The organism is Pseudomonas sp. SK2 (genome assembly GCF_016772395.1).
GTDB classification, from domain to species: Bacteria; Pseudomonadota; Gammaproteobacteria; order Pseudomonadales; family Pseudomonadaceae; genus Aquipseudomonas; species Aquipseudomonas taiwanensis.
The window spans coordinates 2,202,827-2,218,322 of sequence record NZ_CP061944.1; the positions used below are offsets into that span (position 1 = coordinate 2,202,827).

A 15,496-nucleotide genomic window follows, 5' to 3' on the forward strand; every position below is an offset into this window, starting at 1 on the left:
TGGCGCGAGTGCCACCGGCTACCCTTGCTGACCGGAACGGGTGAGCGGCAGGGCGAGCCGTCGGTGTCCTGTGGCATCTGCCAGCGCATTGCCCAGCGCGGCAGCCATCGGACCCTGCACGATTTCAGCGGCCCCGAGGAAGGGCTGGCCAGGTTGGTCGATCATGTGCACTTGCACGTGCTTGGGAAGCTGCGGGAAGCGCAGGATCGGATAGCCGCTCCAGTCGTAGCTGCGCACACCACCGGCGTCATAACTGACTGCCTCATACAGCGTCCAGCTGCTGGACTGAACGATGCCGCCTTCCACCTGGTTGCGCAGCCCATCGGGGTTCACGATCTGTCCTACATCGACGGCCGTGACCACCCGCTGGATCTCGATCTCGCCGGTTTGCGGATGTACCTGGATTTCCACCGCCACTGCGCAGTAGCCCATGATGTTCTTGTAGCGCGCGAAGCCCATGCCAATGCCCGAGCCTGGGGTGGGCGATCGCCGTGGCCAGCCGAATTCACTGCGGGCCCGCTCGATGACAGCCCGGGCCCTGGGGTCGGTGAGGTGGCTCAGGCGGAACTCCACGGGATCCACCCCTGCCTGGCCAGCCAGTTCGTCCAGGCAAGCCTCGATGGCGAAGACGTTGATGTGCGCCCCAAGCGAGCGCATCGCCGAGGTGCGAAATGGCATTTGCGTTATGAAATTCATATCGATAGTGCTCGCGCCCGTTTGGTACAACGGGATTGCGTTGCGGTCACCATCGCCTTCGGGCTGCGCGATCGGAATGGAGGGCGCCGAGGTGAACGGCCGAGCGAGCAGGCGCGCGGGCACGAGGCGGCCGGCATTGGTGATGCGTTCGTTATGCGGCGTGGTCCAGAGCTCGTATTTCCAATGGTTGATTCGGCCGTTGCGGTCCAGATCCGCCTCCAGTTCGGTGAGCATGGCCGAGCTGTAGGGCTCCCACAGGTTCTCCTGTTCACGCATCCACTGCACACGCACCGGGACGCCCGGCACCTGTAGGGCGATCAGCGCAGCGTCGGCTGCCGCGTCATCGGCGCCATTGTGCCCGTAGCATCCGGAGCCTTCGACATGGATGCAACGCACGGCGCTTAGCGGCAGGCCGACCATCTCGGCGATGCCGGCGCGCAGTGGGAATACACCTTGGGTGTGGCTCCAGACCGTCAGCGTACCGTCCTTGAACCAGGCCACCGAACAGGAGGGGCCGATCGAACCGTGCATCAAGTATTGCTTGGTGACGCGCGCCCGATACGTCTTGCCACTGGAAGGCGCCGCTGAGCCTTCATGCTTGATTGGGTAGCGCCTGGATTGCAGCCTGGGCAGCAGCTGGTGAATGACGGCTTGGTCCGCAATCACCTCTGCGCCGCTCCAGGTCGCTGATTCGTAGCCTGCGCGCATGGCGGTGACGGCCTGCCATTCATCCTTGGCCACCACGGCGAGGTAGTTGCCATCCTTGACCACCTTGACGATGCCTGGAAGGCTTTCAATAGCTTGCATATCGAAACCGGTGAGCGTGCTGCGAGGCCTTGGTGGCCGGATGACCCGCGCGTGGACCATGCCCGGTAGCCGCATGTCCTGGACGAACGCCGCGGCGCCGGTGACTTTTGCAGGGATGTCGAGGCGTGGAATGGCGTGGCCGATGAGCTTGAACTGCTCCGGTGCGCTTTGCGGTGACTCGGCCTTGGCGTATCGATGCAAGTCCACACCGGCCACGGCCTCGGCATAACTCATGCGCAGGCCGGACGGGGCGATGATCATCGCGTCAGCGGTCTTCAGCGATGCGGCATCGACGCCCCAGCGTCTGGCGGCCGACTCCAGGAGCATCTGGCGAACCTGAGCAGCGGCGTTGAACAACGCCGTGCCACTGTCGAAGATCGTGTGGCTGCCGGCCGTGTAGCCTTCGTTGGGCGTCAGGGCCGTGTCGGCCGTGAGAAAGGTGATCGCTGTTGGTGCGACATCCAGACGCTCTGCCGCAATCTGCACAAGCGCGGTCTTGACGCCGGTCCCTAGCTCCACCTTGCCGGTATACACGGTGATCCCCTCTGCACCAACCCTGATCCAGGCGTCCAGGTAAGGGTTGGTGCGCAAGCTGCCGGGCAGATCCGGGGCGAGCACGAGCGTACCCAGGGTATCCACCTCAGTATCGGCCAGCGCCTTGCGCGCGGCTGGCATCAACGTGAAGGCCATCAGCAGGCTGCTGCCCTGAAGGAATGCGCGGCGACTGAATTCAGTTCTGGACGACATGGATTCCACCGTTTTCAACGACGCGGGTGATCGCTTCAATGATCCGAAGGTGCGTGCCGCAGCGACACAGGTTCGTCGCCATGTGGGCACGAAGGGTGTCCTCGTCGGGGCGAGGGTTTTTCTCCAGCAGGGCCTGGGCGCGCATGATCATCCCAGCGATGCAGTAACCGCACTGGGCCGCCTGGGTATCGATGAAGGCTTGCTGCAGGGGGCCTGGCCGCTCTGTCGTGCCCAGGCTTTCGAGCGTGCGGATCTTGCGGCCTTCCATGCCTGAACATGGCGTCACGCATGAGAACACCGGCCTGTCGTCGACGATGACCGTGCAGGCGCCACACTGGCCCAGCCCGCAGCCGTACTTGGCGCCGTTGAGTTGCAGGTGGTTACGCAAGGCGTAGAGCAATGGCATGTCCGGATCGATGTCCAGGCTGTGCACCTTGCCGTTGACGGTGAGATTGACGTTGCTCATTTGGCCTCCTCGCGCAGCGCTTCGATAGTCGAGTCCACTCCGCTCCACGGCTGCTCCGGGTTCGCCTGCTGCCTGACGTACGAGGCCAGGGCGGCGAGCTGTCGGTCGTTCAGGCTGGCAGCGAAGGGGGGCATGGCTGGGCCGGCCTCGCCGGGTGTGGGAGGAATGCCCTCAAGTACCGTCTTGATGAAATTGCGTGGCTCATGGGCCTGAGCCGCGGATGTGGCCGCCAGTGAAGGCCGGCCGTCGATGGTGCGCATCGGCGCCGAAGCACCGTGGCAGCCCGCGCAAGCGCCCTGGAAAAGATCGCGACCAAGGCTAGTCGACTCAGCCGTTACCACCGTGTCCGAATGGTCGTCGGTCGGTTTACGACGCGGCGCCGGCAAGCTCAGCAGGTAGTGGGCAATGGCTTGGACGTCGGCCTGCGGCAGTCGCGCCAGTTCCTGGCTGACCGGGCGCATCGGCCCGGCTGGGGTGCCATGGTCGTCAACCACCTTGGCCTGCAGATAGCCCACCAACTGTGCCTGCGTCCAAGGCTTTTCGCGACGGGCAAGGCCGAGCAGGGAGGGCGCTTCCCAACCATCGACCAGCCCACCGGAAAGCGCCTGGCTGTCTTTCTCGGCACCGAGAAAGTTCAAAGGCGTGTGGCAACCGCCACAGTGGCCTGCGCCTTCGACCAGATAGCGGCCACGATTCCACTGTGGCGATTGCTGCGCTGTCGGCTCGAAGGGCTGTGTATGCAAGAACAGAAGGTTCCAGCCCGCGACCAGCGGGCGAATGTTCATCGGAAACTTCATGCGGTTGGGGGAGGCGGGCTCATACACTGGCGGCCCGCTCATCAGATAGGCGTAGGCGTCCGCCAGGTCGTGATCGCTGAGCAGGCGATAGTGCTTGTATGGGAAGGCTGGATAAAGGAAATGCCCATCGCGGGAAACCCCGTCGCGCATGGCGCGTTCGAACGCTGCGAGCGGCCACTGGCCAATGCCCGTTTCGGCGTCAGGCGTGATGTTGGTGCTGTAGAGCGTGCCAAACGGCGTTACCAGTGGCAGGCCACCTGCCAGGTATTTACCACCGGGACGTGTATGGCAAACCGCGCAGTCTCCGGCTGTAACGACCTTGGCGCCGCGAGCGATCTGCGCGGCATCGAAGGCTGCTGGCCGCTCGATCGGCTCGATAGCAGGTCGCCACATCAACCCGAACGCTGCCGCCACCCCTGCTACTGCAAGGGCAACGGCCACGGATGCCCAACGCTTGTTACGCGACATCGAAGATCTCCTCATCTCCAACCTCGGCGTGTTCGGTACCGATTGGTTGAGGGCCTGAGCGTAAAGGAGCAGGTTTTCCAGGGGTATAGGTCCCTCGCGCAAGGAAGCTTTGCTGTTCACGCAACGCTGGCAGTTTTGCGCAACATGCACAGCTTCGTTGCTGGGCGTTCATATTCCAACGCCTCGCCTTGGCGCATAGGCTTGCTCCTGAACTTTTCAACCCATCCGGAGATGTCGCCATGTCAGCGAGCAGCCCTGAAGTACTTGTTTCACCGTCGGTGCATGCCGATGCAACCCCGACGCTATCCAAAGCGCTGGTCGTGTTCCTCGCATTCTGCTGCGGTGCGGTGGTTGCAAACCTCTATTACGCCCAGCCCATCGTCGAACTGATCGCGCCGAGCATTGGCCTGTCGCCCGAACATGCCAGCCTGATCGTTTCGTTGACCCAGTTCGGTTATGCAGCGGGCTTGCTGTTCCTGGTCCCGCTGGCCGACTTGATGGAAAACAAACGCCTGGTGATCGGTTTTACCCTGGTCGTCGGCGGGTTTCTCGCGGCAGCAGGGTTTGCGGACTCGCCCTCGCTGTTCCTGATCGCGGCGTTGATGATCGGCCTGACTTCCGTCGCCGTGCAGATCCTGGTACCGCTGGCCGCGCACATGGCACCTGAAAGCAGTCGTGGCCGGGTGGTGGGCAACATCATGAGCGGCCTGCTGCTCGGGATCTTGCTCGCTCGCCCCGTAGCGAGCCTGGTGTCCGAATACATTGGCTGGCGAGGTGTGTTCTTCAGCGCTGCGGTGCTGATGGTCGCGATTGCCTTGCTGGTCGCCGTACTGCTGCCCAAGCGCATGCCTAACCATCACACCACCTATGGTCGTCTGATTGGTTCGGTGTTCGGCCTTGCCAAGCAATATGCCGTTCTTCGGGAACGCTCGCTGTATCAAGGCCTGTTGTTCGCAAGCTTCAGCTTCTTCTGGACCATCGTGCCGATCGAGCTGATCCGTCACTATGGCTTCAGCCAGAATGGGGTGGCGCTGTTCGCGCTGGTCGGCGCAGTGGGTGCCGTCGCGGCCCCCATCGCCGGCCGTCTGGCCGATGCAGGGCATGGCCACGTCAGTACCTTGGTGGCATTGGTACTGGCACCGGTAGCGCTGCTGATCGGTGGTATTCCTGGGCTGGGCTACCTGGGACTGGTAGCAGCGGCAATCGCCTTGGACTTCGCGGTGCAACTGAACATGGTGCTTGGGCAACGCGAGGTCTATGCGCTGGACCCCAACAGCCGAGCACGCCTGAACGCCGTGTTCATGACCAGCATCTTTGTCGGCGGTGCACTGGGTTCGATGCTTGCAAGCCCGCTCTATGAGCGCTTTGGCTGGCCAGCCACGATCTTCACTGCCGCTGCGTTTCCGGCCGTGGCGCTGGTGATTTTCCTCATGAAGCATGCGGGCAAGCGCTGATCGATGAGCTGAGCACGCCTGTTCTATTTCCACGTCCGTTCACATGACTATCATCCAGCCTGCCAGCAGCGTCGACGGGTGACGACACTGGCTTGCCGGATGGATCTTCAACGGAGTCGGAAATATGGATAAGTTTCTCGCGTTAAGCATGTTCGTTGAGACGGTGCGCTGCGGTGGATACTCCGCAGCGGCCCGAAAGCTTGGCGTGGCAACTTCTTCCGTAGCGCGTCAGGTTGCCGCATTGGAGTCGGAGCTGGGCACCACGCTGATCACCCGCAGCACACGCCAGAACAGCCCGACCGACTTGGGGCAGGCCTATTTCGAAAGCGCGGTGGCCATCCTCGATGCGCTCGCTGCCGCTGACAGCAGGGTGACGGACAGAGGAAGCGAAGCCAAAGGCAAGCTTCGGGTCAGCGTGCCAGTGGAGTTCGGCCGGCGCCTGATCTCACCCCACTTGGGCCGGTTTCTGGCGAGTCATCCGGGGGTGGAGGTGAGCCTGAACCTCAGCGATGAGAGGGTGGATCTGTTCAAGGACCGAATCGATCTGACCGTTCGCTTGGGCTCGACAGTCTCCAGCGAGGAAGTCATCTGCACCACCATCGGTCACTTTCAACGCTGGCTGGTGGCAAGCCCGGCGTACCTTGAACAGCATGGTGCGCCCACTCAGCCAGGCGAACTCAGCACCCATTCTTGTATGCGATTCGACTACGGTGGGCCGATGCGAGACTGGCTTTTCGAAGTCGCTGACCAGACTCTGCCGGTTTCGGTTCAGGGGCGGATGCAAAGCAACAATGCCGATATTCTCAGGCAAGCAGCCGTTGCAGGGCAGGGCATTGCACTGTTGGCCGACTGGCTGGTCGCCGAGGATGTGCAGCAGGGGCGGCTCACCCGCTTGCTGCCGGAATATGAAGTGAACCCGATATCCGTCAATTCCTCGATCAACATCGTCTACTTGCCGATCAACCGTGAATCGACACGCATCAAGGTATTTGCGCAGTTCATGAAAGAGTTGCTCAATATCGCATAGCTGCGTACGCAACGCTCCATTGCGTGGTGCGTGGCTTCAGTCTGTCCCCGTAACGCCTTACCCTTGGATGAACGAATCCTTCAGGGTAGTAATCATGCAGACTCCACCGATCTTGGCGTTCGACTTTCTCGACCCTTGGGGTTGGGTCGCAATGCGCCGGCTCGTGATCGCGATGACCCAGGCCAATAGAGAACTGAATGTTACCTTTCAACCCTGCCGCTGCGTGCTGAGTCGATCGGCAGCCGGCATGACCTACCGCGACTTCCTGGCGTACCGCTTCGGGACACAAGCGGTGCTCCATCAGTCCCTCGTGGCAACGGAACTGCAAATGCTGGGCATTGAACCGGCGTTCAGCGCAATCGTCTGCGTTCCGGACACGCGGCTGGCGCTTGCGGCGGTGCTGTGGTTGCAGCGCAGCGCCAGGCCTGCCCGGCCATTCGTGGAAAGCGTGTACCAAGCCTTGTATTGCCATGGTCAGGACATAGGTGATCCGGCCATGCTGGAAAAGTTGCTGGGGCGCGAGATGGCGTCCTTCGGCGACATTCAGGCATTCATGCAAAGTGCCGCTTTCAGCGATGAATTGCAGGAAACCGAAGCTTCTGTCGCCGCCTGGGCTGGACGTGTGATTCCCTCTTTGCGCATTAATGGGGCCGTTGTCTTCGGCGCGCAGACGCCCGGCGTATTAATGCCAATGTTCATCTGAGGTGGGCCGTGTTCAGGTGACTGTGCGGCTAGGCCGCGGTAGCTGAGCCTAGACAAGGTCTGGACTGACCCTGCGCTAGCCACCTGGCCACAGCCATCGCGGGCTTTGCTTGCCTCGATGTCGCTTGTGGCTTTCGCCATCAGATCTGTCTGCTGTTGCGCGCAGCGATCGCGACCGTGTTCGGCGAGTCTGCAAGTGAGACGAATTTTCGTGTCGCGCCATCAAGCGCATCGATGCAACCCGCCTCGATGTCGTAGACCCAGCCGTGCAGGTTCAAACGCCCCTGCTCGAGCGCCAGTGCGACCGAGGGGTGGGTACGAAGGTTCGACAGTTGCGCAATCACGTTTTCCCGCACAAGGCCGTCGAGCTTGGCGCGAGGCGTGTCGAACGCATGCGCCGCGTTGATCGCTTTTGCGGCGTCTGCGTGCCGCAGCCAGCTAGCGACCGCGGGAAGATGGTCCAGACAAGTGCAGCGTGAAATCGCGCCCATCGCACCGCAGTCGGAGTGGCCGCAGATCACGATGTCCTGCACGCCGAGCACCGCGACCGCATATTCGACGGTTGCCGAGACGCCGCCGGGTTCGGGTCCATAGGACGGCACGATGTTACCGGCGTTGCGAATCACGAACAGTTCGCCCGGTTCGCGCTGTGTAAGAAGTTCAGGTACGACACGACTGTCCGAGCAGGTGACGAACAATGCCTTCGGGTTTTGCGTCGTCGCGAGTTGCTTGAATAGCTCGACGCGTTGGGGGTAAACCTCTCGCTGAAAGCGCAGAAAGCCGTCAATGATGTCACGCATGGAATCCTCCAAATCCGAATGCCAGGATCAGGTCACGAGCATTCAATATGCCACGGTGCCGTTGTGGCCGTCATCATCGCGAAGCTCGTGCCCAGTGGCTGTCGTCGATCAGCGGAATTCCCCGCGCGCAACCCTGCAACGAACGCCTAGTCCGCAGGCCCAAGTCTGGTCATTGATCCTCGAACCGCCCAGCAGGGTGCATTGCACTTGAAATGCAGATTCCGGGCGGCAGCTGTTGCAACGGCTAACGGGCTCATCAGGGCTGGCTTGGATCCATTTCAAACCTCGATGGAAGAATTTCAGTTCAAACGGGTCACTCAGGCCTGGCGGCGAATGTTACCGATCTGGCGCAGGCTCAGGCCGTACTTATCGGCCAACAGGCTGCGGGACAAGCCTTTGGCGCTTTCTTGCTGGATTTGCAGGTTGCGCAGCTGGCGCAGGAAGTGATCGGCCTTGGGAATTTCCAGCGCCACGCCAGCGAAGCGTTTGATCAGGGCATCCAGAGCCTGTGGCGGCAGTACATCGGTCAGCTTGGAGCGTTCGCGATGCTTGGGGATGTATTTTGGCCTGCCGCCGTAGGAGCAGGTCAGGCGGTAAGCATTTTCAATGCCGATGCACTCGATGAGCGATTGCAGCGAATGCGGTAATTGGCTGATATCGATGCAGCTCAGGTCTAGTGATTCCATGTGGGCCCCCTCAGGACAAATGGGATGCGCGCGTTGAACATCCAACGTTGCGACTCTGCGATCGCCACCGATCGGTTGCTGATGGCGTGACTGGATTTTCAGACAGCGGCGAGCTGAGCCGCTAGGCGCCAAGCGGACTGGGCGCTGTAGCCTAGCGGAGCACTTGTTGCAGGCAGCGATTTCGTGGGCTGTAGGATAAGGCGTCGGCTTTTGGCTCCAGGCCTTTGTTTTCCGACGGGGCCAGCGTCCGTTGCTGCATTGGGTCTCAGTACCCTCATTTGTGCCGGGGGGCAGAGGGGAAGGGGCCAGGACGCTGGCATCGTGGCCATGGCTATCGATACCTTGGCAGTGGGCGCAAGGCCCATGTGCTCAGGTGCGTCGAAGCACGCCAGGCAGGAAATGCAGCGCCGATGACGGTTGGCGTTGTATCATGGCCGCGGCTCGATGCGAGCCATTTGCCTCTGATGTTGCAAGGAACCTTCGATGACACATGTGCAGCGCCTCAAATACTCCCTTTTGATCATCCTGGTGGTGTTGGGCCTCATGCTGGGCCTGTCTCACCTGCAGAAAGAAGGGGTGATCAGCGAGCAGACGTTCCAGGTGTGCGCCATCGTCATTGCGGTGGTCGTGGTGGTAATCAACGGGATACTGCGGCGCAAGGTCAAACCCTGACCCGTGCCGGCCGGCCAGTCCTGGCCGGCCATCCGCTCAGCGCGCGGCCTGCTCCAACACGGCGCGCGCCTGGGGATCGAGGCTGTAGCATTTGTCGCTGCCCAGGCAGATCACACCTTCGGCGCACAGGCGCTTGAGCACCTCCCGGACACTCAGGAATGAAAGCGGTATGTCCAGTTGTTCAAGCTGGGCGTGCACACCGCGCACGCCGATGCTGCGGCCGTTGCGGTCAGCCGTGTGCAGGGCGTCGATCACCTTCAGGCGGATCAGGCTGGTGCGCAGGCCATAACTGCGCAGCAACTCGCGAATCTGTTCGTTGCCAACGCGTTCATCCCCGCTGGCGACCGCTCCGTTGGGCGCCGTGACCGGCGCATGCCCGGCCTGCATCGTGGGTTGCGGGTGGTACATGTGAATGCTCCTTTTCGTGGACTGTCCCGAAATATGGGTGCCTCACTTACTAGGACGAATGAGAGCGGCAAATCTGCAGCCTTGGCGTAAAAAAAATTGCCTCGGCCTGATCAAGACCTTGGATGCGCGGGCATTGCGTAAAATTTTCATTCAGCCATTCGTCTGATCGGGATGACCCTTGAATCCGAGGAATGCCCGTGTTCACACTTTCGCGTCCACTGACCTGTGCCAGCCTGGCGGTAGCCCTGGTTGTCTTCAGCGTTGCTGCCCAGGCTCGGGATACCGGTGACGAGGCCAGCGCACAGATCCGCCGCACCAGCTTTGGCGTCCCGCACATCGTGGCCAAGGACGAGCGCGGCCTGGGGTATGGGATTGGCTACGCCTACGCGCAGGACAACCTGTGCTTGCTGGCCAATGAGGTATTGACCGTCAATGGCGAGCGCTCCCGCTACTTTGGGGCCCAGGGCAAGACCGTGGAGCAGCGCGACAACCTGACCAGCGACCTGTTCTTCACCTGGCTCAACCGCCCATCAGCGGTCAATGGCTTCCTGCAGGCACAGCCGACCGCCGTACGGCAGTTGCTCGAAGGCTATGCCAGCGGCTACAACCGTGCACTGGGCGAGCGCCGTGCCGCGGGCCTGCCGGCCGAATGCGGAACAGGGCAGTGGTTGCATCCGATCACCAGTCTGGACCTGGTCAAGTTGACCCGGCGGTTGCTGGTGGAGGGTGGGGTGGGGCAGTTTGCCGAGGCCGTGGTAGGCGCGCAGCCGCCGACACGGGCGACTCAGCGGGCCGCCAGCGATTTTACTGCGGCGCTGGCACAGCAGTCGCGCTTCGCTTCCGAGCGCGGCAGCAACGCGGTGGCCGTCGGCGCAGAGCGCTCAGCCAATGGTCGCGGGCTGTTGTTGGCCAACCCACATTTCCCTTGGGTGGGTGGCATGCGTTTCTATCAGATGCAGCTGACCATTCCTGGCCAACTGGATGTCATGGGCGCTGCCCTGCCGGGGTTGCCGGTGATCAACATCGGTTTCAACCGGCACCTGGCCTGGACCCACACCGTCGATACCTCGAAGCATTTCACCCTGTACCGGTTGCAACTGGACCCGAAGGACCCGACCCGCTACCTGCTCGATGGCCAGTCGCTGCCACTCATGCCGCAAACCGTGAGCATCACCGTCAAGTCCGAAGACGGCAGCCTGAGCCAAGTGCAGCGCCAGGTCTATGCCTCGACGTTCGGCCCGGTGGTGCAATGGCCGGGCCGACTGGACTGGGACAGCCAAGCTGCCTACAGCCTGCGCGACGCCAACCTGGACAACACCCGTGTGTTGCAGCAGTGGTACCAGATCAACCGCGCGGGAAGCCTGGACGCGCTCAAAGGCTCGATCGCCAGCCTCCAGGGCATTCCCTGGGTCAACACCCTGGCGGTAGACGCCGCAGGACGAACGCTGTACCTCAACCAGTCGGTGGTGCCGTACGTCGACCAGGAGTTGCTGAGCCACTGCAGTCACCCGGCAGCCCAGGGCCCACTGGTGGTGCTGGATGGATCGCGCAGTGCGTGCCAGTGGAAAGTCGATGCCCAGGCGGCTCAGCCGGGTATCTTCCCCGCGCGTCTGCTACCAAGCCTTGAGCGCTCCGACTTCGTGCAAAACTCCAATGACCCCGCCTGGATGGCCAACCCTGCCGAGCCCCTGACGGGTTTCTCGCCACTGGTCAGCCGCGATGATCAACCGCTTGGCATGCGCGGGCGCTTTGCCCTGCAGCGCCTGCAAGGCGAGACGAAGTTGGGTATCGATGACTTGCAGCGCATGGTGACCGATGACGAGGTCTATCTCGCCAGCCTGGTGCTGCCGGATCTGATGCAGTGGTGCAAGGAAGCCGAGGCTGACGTGCAGACCGTTTGCGCCAGCCTGGCAGCGTGGAACGGCAAGGCTGATCTGAACAGTGGCGTCGGCCTGGTGCATTTCGAAAACATTGTCGAGGCGCTGGCCGAACACCCGCAAAGCTGGCGGGTGGCCTTCGACCCGGCCGATCCGCAGCACACGCCCCGGGGGCTGGCCGTCGAACAGGCAGCGGTACGCAAGCTGCTCCATCACGCCGCGCTGGCGTCATTGCAGGCAGTCGCACAAGCCGGGGTAGGGGAAAACAGCCAGTGGGGGCAGATCCAACAGGCTGCCGATGGCACGCCAGTGCCGGGCGGGCCACAAGGCTTGGGCGTATACAACGCGATCTACAGCGTGCCGCACGGGCCGGGCAAGCGACGGGTCGTCAGTGGCACCAGCTACCTGCAACTGGTCAAGTTCACCGAGCAGGGGCCGCAGGCCCGAGGGCTGCTGGCGTTTTCGCAGTCCAGTGAAGCCGGTTCGGCACATTCGAACGACCAGACCAAGGCCTTCTCCGCCAAACAGCTGGCGCCGATTCCGTTTACCGAGGCGCAGATCAAGGCAGACCCGCAGTATCGGCAGTATGTGATCAGCGAGCGGGATGGGGCGGTTGTGAGCGTGAAATGAGGGCGGCCTCACCGCCGGCAAGCCGGCTCCTGCAGGTCGACACGGGCCTGCAGGGGCCGGCTTGCCGGCGATAGGATCGACAGCATCAGGAAAACTCGAAAGGCGCCAGCTGGAACCCTTGCTCGTCCACCTGAAGGGCCCAGCCCCGACGGTCCCAGTCGCCCAGAACGATGCGCCGCGCTGGCTCACCTTCGACCACCAGCTTGTGAATCGCCGGTCGGTGGGTATGGCCATGGACCAGGGTGCGCACACCGTGCGCCGCCATGACCTTCGGGACCTCTTCGGGCGTGACGTCGACGATCTCGGTTGCTTTCATGCGTGTCTGCGCGCGGCTTTCGCTGCGCAGCTTGCGCGCCAGCTTCTGCCGCGTGGATAGCGGCAGGTGGCGCAGTACCCACAGGCTAACCGGGTTGCGCAGGTATCGACGCAGCTTCATGTAGGCCAGGTCGCGGGTGCACAGGGTGTCGCCGTGCATCAGCAGCACCTGTTCGCCACCGAGCTCGATCACGCTTGGGTCGGTCAGTAGCGTGCAGCCGGCGGCTTCGCAGAAGTCCTGGCCGATCAGGAAATCACGATTGCCATGCATCAGGTAGATCGCCGTGCCGCTGTCGCTCAGCTGGCGCATGGCCTGGCCGATCGACTGCTGGAAGGGCGACATCGCGTCGTCGCCGATCCATGCTTCGAAGAAGTCACCAAGGATGTAAAGCGCCTTGGCGTGGCGGGCACGACCGTCGAGCAGATCAAGAAACGCCCGGGTTATGTCCGGGCGTTCTTCTTGCAAGTGCAGATCGGAGATCAGCAGAATCACTCAATGATCTCGGCTTTCTCGATGACCACGTCGTCTTTCGGCACGTCCTGGTGGCCAGCCTTGGAACCGGTGGCGACCGTTTCGATGGCGTCGACGACTTCACGGCCTTCGATCACTTCGCCGAACACGGCATAGCCCCAGCCCTGAACGTTCTTGCCGCTGTGGTTGAGGAAGTCGTTGTCGTTGGCGTTGATGAAGAACTGCGCCGAGGCCGAGTGCGGCTCCATGGTCCGGGCCATGGCGATGCTGTACTTCTTGTTCTTAAGGCCGTTGTCGGCTTCGTTCTGGATGCTGGCGCGGGTCTTCTTCTGGCTCATGCCGGCTTCGAAGCCGCCGCCCTGGATCATGAAGCCCTTGATCACGCGGTGGAAGACGGTGCCGTCGTAGTGGCCGTCTTTGACGTACTGAACGAAGTTCTCAACGGTTTTCGGCGCTTTCTCGGCGTCCAGTTGCAGGACGATGTCGCCGTGGTTGGTGCTCAGTTTGACTTTGGACATGCTGAAATTCGCTCTTTCAAGGCATTCGGGAATAGGGTGCGTCAGGCGCATAATGGCAACTGACGCAGGATCCGGCCGGCACGACACATGGCCTGCGTCGGCTATTTTGCCAGCTTGCGACAAATAGCAGCGATAAATCGCGGCAGTTTGTCCGAGCCCGGCTGTCAGCAGCTTGACTGCTTCGGCTATGATAGGCCCTTTGATTCAATCGGCCTACCCAGGCCGGACACGTGCATTCAAGGATCCTATGAGCAAGCCCACTGCCGACAACGCGCCCAACGCCGCTGCCAAAGGCGCCCCCGCCGTCCCTGCGAACTTCCTGCGGCCGATCGTCCAGGCCGACCTGGACTCGGGCAAGCACAGCAGCATCGTCACCCGCTTCCCGCCAGAGCCCAATGGCTACCTGCACATCGGCCACGCCAAGTCGATCTGTGTGAACTTCGGCCTGGCCAAGGAGTTCGGCGGCGTCTGCCACCTGCGTTTCGACGACACCAACCCGGCCAAGGAAGACCAGGAGTACATCGACTCCATCCAGCGCGACGTCAAGTGGCTGGGCTTCGAGTGGGCGGGCCCGGTGCGCTACGCCTCGGACTACTTCGAGCAATTGCATGAGTGGGCCGTGGACCTGATCAAGTCGGGCAACGCCTACGTCTGCGACCTGACCCCGGAGCAGGCCAAGGAATACCGTGGCAGCCTGACCGAGCCTGGCAAGAACAGCCCGTTCCGCGAGCGCAGCGTCGAGGAGAACCTGGACCTGTTCGCCCGCATGAAGGCGGGTGAGTTCAAGGATGGCGAGCGCGTGCTGCGTGCCAAGATCGACATGGCCTCGCCGAACATGAACCTGCGCGACCCGATCCTGTATCGCATCCGTCACGCCCACCACCACCAGACCGGTGACAAGTGGTGCATCTACCCCAACTACGACTTCACCCACGGTCAGTCGGACGCCATCGAAGGCATCACCCACTCGATCTGCACCCTGGAATTCGAAAGCCACCGTCCGCTGTACGACTGGTTCCTGGACAAGCTGCCGGTACCGGCGCACCCGCGCCAGTACGAGTTCAGCCGCCTGAACCTGAACTACACCATTACCTCCAAGCGCAAGCTCAAGCAGCTGGTCGACGAAGGGCACGTCGAGGCCTGGGACGACCCGCGCATGTCGACCCTGTCGGGCTACCGCCGCCGCGGCTATACCCCAGCGTCGATCCGCAACTTCTGCGAAATGATCGGCACCAACCGTTCCGACGGCGTGGTCGACATGTCGATGCTCGAGTTCAGCATCCGTGACGACCTGGACCGCACCGCGCCTCGTGCCATGTGCGTGCTGCGTCCGCTGAAGGTGGTCATCACCAACTACCCGGAGGGCAAGGTCGAGCAGCTCGAACTGCCGCGTCACCCGAAGGAAGACATGGGCGTGCGCGTACTGCCATTCGCCCGCGAGCTGTACATCGACCGTGACGACTTCATGGAAGAGCCGCCCAAGGGTTACAAGCGCCTGGAGCCAGCCGGCGAGGTGCGCCTGCGCGGCAGCTACGTGATCCGTGCCGACGAAGCCATCAAGGATGCCGACGGCAACATCGTCGAGCTGCGCTGCTCGTATGACCCCGACACCCTGGGCAAGAACCCTGAAGGCCGCAAGGTCAAGGGTGTGATCCACTGGGTACCGGCCGAAGGCAGCGTCGAATGCGAAGTGCGCCTGTACGACCGTCTGTTCCGCTCCGCCAACCCGGAGAAAACCGAAGACGGTGGCAGTTTCCTCGACAACATCAACCCGGACTCGCTGCAAGTGCTGACGGGTTGCCGTGCCGAACCATCGCTGGCCCAGGCACAGCCGGAAGACCGCTTCCAGTTCGAGCGTGAAGGCTACTTCTGCGCCGACCTGAAGGACAGCCAGCCTGGCCGTCCGGTGTTCAACCGCACCGTCACCCTGCGTGACTCCTGGGGCAGCTAAGGA

At 62.3% G+C, this 15,496-nt stretch carries 14 protein-coding genes; 6 read left to right on the forward strand and 8 right to left on the reverse strand.

All coding sequences use genetic code 11. The features are described 5' to 3' along the window. Positions 1-18: 18 nt before the first annotated feature. Genes IF103_RS09805 through IF103_RS09815 form a run of 3 tightly spaced genes read right to left on the reverse strand, consistent with a single transcriptional unit; the run spans position 19 to position 3,981 of the window. Complete coding sequence (locus IF103_RS09805; RefSeq protein WP_104881895.1) at positions 19-2,250, reverse strand: xanthine dehydrogenase family protein molybdopterin-binding subunit; 2,232 nt, start codon at positions 2,248-2,250, stop codon at positions 19-21. Continuing rightward, on the reverse strand, positions 2,234-2,716 hold the full coding sequence (locus IF103_RS09810) for a (2Fe-2S)-binding protein (RefSeq protein ID WP_023380100.1): 483 nt from the start codon (positions 2,714-2,716) through the stop codon (positions 2,234-2,236). The genes IF103_RS09805 and IF103_RS09810 overlap by 17 nt, the downstream gene beginning before the upstream one ends. After that, entirely contained in the window at positions 2,713-3,981 is a 1,269-nt protein-coding gene (locus tag IF103_RS09815; RefSeq protein ID WP_202676062.1) for a c-type cytochrome, read from the reverse strand. The genes IF103_RS09810 and IF103_RS09815 overlap by 4 nt, the downstream gene beginning before the upstream one ends. Positions 3,982-4,220: 239 nt before the next feature. On the opposite strand from IF103_RS09815, the gene IF103_RS09820 reads away from it, so the two are divergent. The 3 genes from IF103_RS09820 to IF103_RS09830 all read left to right on the forward strand — a co-directional run bounded on the left by IF103_RS09820 (position 4,221) and on the right by IF103_RS09830 (position 7,165). Beyond that, positions 4,221-5,435 carry an MFS transporter gene (locus IF103_RS09820; protein ID WP_023380102.1) on the forward strand — a complete coding sequence of 405 codons (1,215 nt, stop codon included), beginning with the start codon at positions 4,221-4,223 and terminating at the stop codon, positions 5,433-5,435. A gap of 124 nt (positions 5,436-5,559) precedes the next feature. Then, on the forward strand, positions 5,560-6,462 hold the full coding sequence (locus tag IF103_RS09825; RefSeq protein ID WP_041925474.1) for a LysR family transcriptional regulator: 903 nt from the start codon (positions 5,560-5,562) through the stop codon (positions 6,460-6,462). Positions 6,463-6,556: 94 nt separating this feature from the next. Further along, complete coding sequence (locus tag IF103_RS09830; protein WP_023380106.1) at positions 6,557-7,165, forward strand: DsbA family protein; 609 nt, start codon at positions 6,557-6,559, stop codon at positions 7,163-7,165. A gap of 139 nt (positions 7,166-7,304) precedes the next feature. Here IF103_RS09830 and IF103_RS09835 read toward each other — a convergent pair whose 3' ends face one another. Next, positions 7,305-7,964, reverse strand: coding sequence for a carbonic anhydrase (locus IF103_RS09835; RefSeq protein WP_023380107.1), 660 nt, complete (start codon positions 7,962-7,964; stop codon positions 7,305-7,307). A gap of 317 nt (positions 7,965-8,281) precedes the next feature. Continuing rightward, positions 8,282-8,650, reverse strand: a complete 369-nt coding sequence (locus IF103_RS09840; RefSeq protein WP_023380109.1) for a Mor transcription activator family protein — start codon at positions 8,648-8,650, stop codon at positions 8,282-8,284. Positions 8,651-9,133: 483 nt separating this feature from the next. Here IF103_RS09840 and IF103_RS09845 point away from each other — a divergent pair, with 483 nt between their 5' ends. Then, positions 9,134-9,322, forward strand: coding sequence for a hypothetical protein (locus tag IF103_RS09845; protein ID WP_023380111.1), 189 nt, complete (start codon positions 9,134-9,136; stop codon positions 9,320-9,322). 36 nt (positions 9,323-9,358) lie between these two features. Here the strand turns inward: IF103_RS09845 and IF103_RS09850 are convergent, their stop codons facing one another. Continuing rightward, positions 9,359-9,730: a fe2+ zn2+ uptake regulation protein gene (locus tag IF103_RS09850; RefSeq protein WP_104881892.1), complete on the reverse strand. Its 372-nt coding sequence runs from the start codon at positions 9,728-9,730 to the stop codon at positions 9,359-9,361. A gap of 197 nt (positions 9,731-9,927) precedes the next feature. Between IF103_RS09850 and pvdQ the strand changes: the two genes are divergently transcribed. Further along, positions 9,928-12,237, forward strand: coding sequence for a bifunctional acylase PvdQ (gene pvdQ / locus IF103_RS09855; protein WP_202676063.1), 2,310 nt, complete (start codon positions 9,928-9,930; stop codon positions 12,235-12,237). Between the two features lie 85 nt (positions 12,238-12,322). Here the strand turns inward: pvdQ and lpxH are convergent, their stop codons facing one another. Continuing rightward, positions 12,323-13,045 (reverse strand): UDP-2,3-diacylglucosamine diphosphatase, encoded by a 723-nt coding sequence (lpxH, locus tag IF103_RS09860; protein WP_023380115.1) that lies wholly within the window; start codon positions 13,043-13,045, stop codon positions 12,323-12,325. Next, positions 13,042-13,542 carry a peptidylprolyl isomerase gene (locus tag IF103_RS09865; protein ID WP_104881891.1) on the reverse strand — a complete coding sequence of 167 codons (501 nt, stop codon included), beginning with the start codon at positions 13,540-13,542 and terminating at the stop codon, positions 13,042-13,044. The genes lpxH and IF103_RS09865 overlap by 4 nt, the downstream gene beginning before the upstream one ends. A 247-nt stretch (positions 13,543-13,789) precedes the next feature. Here IF103_RS09865 and IF103_RS09870 point away from each other — a divergent pair, with 247 nt between their 5' ends. Further along, positions 13,790-15,493, forward strand: coding sequence for a glutamine--tRNA ligase/YqeY domain fusion protein (locus tag IF103_RS09870; RefSeq protein ID WP_023380117.1), 1,704 nt, complete (start codon positions 13,790-13,792; stop codon positions 15,491-15,493). Positions 15,494-15,496 lie beyond the last annotated feature (3 nt).

What these genes read in the sequence shown, in the direction of transcription:
- IF103_RS09840 (WP_023380109.1), bottom strand. Translation starts at nt 8,650, where the DNA reads ATGGAATCACTAGACCTGAGCTGCATCGATATCAGCCAATTACCGCAT.
- IF103_RS09830 (WP_023380106.1), top strand. Translation starts at nt 6,557, where the DNA reads ATGCAGACTCCACCGATCTTGGCGTTCGACTTTCTCGACCCTTGGGGT.
- IF103_RS09845 (WP_023380111.1), top strand. Translation starts at nt 9,134, where the DNA reads ATGACACATGTGCAGCGCCTCAAATACTCCCTTTTGATCATCCTGGTG.
- IF103_RS09825 (WP_041925474.1), top strand. Translation starts at nt 5,560, where the DNA reads ATGGATAAGTTTCTCGCGTTAAGCATGTTCGTTGAGACGGTGCGCTGC.
- IF103_RS09815 (WP_202676062.1), bottom strand. Translation starts at nt 3,981, where the DNA reads ATGTCGCGTAACAAGCGTTGGGCATCCGTGGCCGTTGCCCTTGCAGTA.
- IF103_RS09865 (WP_104881891.1), bottom strand. Translation starts at nt 13,542, where the DNA reads ATGTCCAAAGTCAAACTGAGCACCAACCACGGCGACATCGTCCTGCAA.
- IF103_RS09810 (WP_023380100.1), bottom strand. Translation starts at nt 2,716, where the DNA reads ATGAGCAACGTCAATCTCACCGTCAACGGCAAGGTGCACAGCCTGGAC.
- IF103_RS09850 (WP_104881892.1), bottom strand. Translation starts at nt 9,730, where the DNA reads ATGTACCACCCGCAACCCACGATGCAGGCCGGGCATGCGCCGGTCACG.
- IF103_RS09805 (WP_104881895.1), bottom strand. Translation starts at nt 2,250, where the DNA reads ATGTCGTCCAGAACTGAATTCAGTCGCCGCGCATTCCTTCAGGGCAGC.
- IF103_RS09835 (WP_023380107.1), bottom strand. Translation starts at nt 7,964, where the DNA reads ATGCGTGACATCATTGACGGCTTTCTGCGCTTTCAGCGAGAGGTTTAC.
- IF103_RS09870 (WP_023380117.1), top strand. Translation starts at nt 13,790, where the DNA reads ATGAGCAAGCCCACTGCCGACAACGCGCCCAACGCCGCTGCCAAAGGC.
- IF103_RS09820 (WP_023380102.1), top strand. Translation starts at nt 4,221, where the DNA reads ATGTCAGCGAGCAGCCCTGAAGTACTTGTTTCACCGTCGGTGCATGCC.